Annotated in this window: 1 tRNA gene; it reads right to left on the bottom strand. The window is 35.0% G+C overall.

The features are described from left to right. Positions 1-487: 487 nt before the first annotated feature. A tRNA-OTHER gene (locus tag L979_RS15865) sits at positions 488-555 on the bottom strand. Between the last annotated feature and the right edge of the window lie 263 nt (positions 556-818).

Below are 818 nucleotides of genomic sequence, written 5' to 3'. Positions count from 1 at the left end.
TTTCCCTTAAAATATCATTTAATGGGGGGGGATATATAAAAAAATATTTTTATTTTCTTTCTGACAACATCATCTTTATCTCTTTATTTATTTTATTTTTAATTCTTTTCCTGATTACTTTATTGCTTGGCTCATAGTCGTCACAGTACACACCTTTATACTGTAGCTTGTGCCATTCATTGTGCTTACCTTTACCCATAATCATTCCATTCTATCCAGCATAACCAACCACGAACCAAACCATGCGATACCTATCATAGTTTAATAGCAAGCCGCACTAATAGCCATAGCAATGCGAACACTGGATTAATAACTAACAGCAACAATAACAATGCTATGCTCGGACTAATGAACAATGCAATAATAAATAATAATAATATAATCATTTGTTCCTCTCAATCAAAGCAACAATGCCTAAGCCAATCAACGTACCTATTAGCCAACCAATACACCATTCTATAAATATCATTTGCTTCTCCTTTATATATAGCAGTATTGGGAATCGAACCCACGTATCACACTTATCATGCTGTCTTACCATTAGACTATACTGCTAACTATGACTACCTCATCTTGTTATTCCTAACTATTAGTAGCTGGTATCTCATCAGACACTATATTGGTAAACATATATAATGGACTCGAACCACTTATGAACTCCTATAACAGAAAACGTTACGTTAGTTTATATATGCCACTAAGCTGTTAGTATGCCGCAGGATACTCATTAACTACTCCCGACCTTATGTAGTCACTTAGCTATTCAATTGAAATAGAGCAGCAGGGAATCGAACCCTACACCACGTCAGTACACCTTA

Source organism: Kocuria sp. ZOR0020 (genome assembly GCF_000800955.1).
Lineage (GTDB): Bacteria > Actinomycetota > Actinomycetes > Actinomycetales > Micrococcaceae > Kocuria > Kocuria subflava.
Note: the sequence above shows the minus strand (reverse complement) of the source record. Positions and strands in the feature narration are given on the sequence as shown.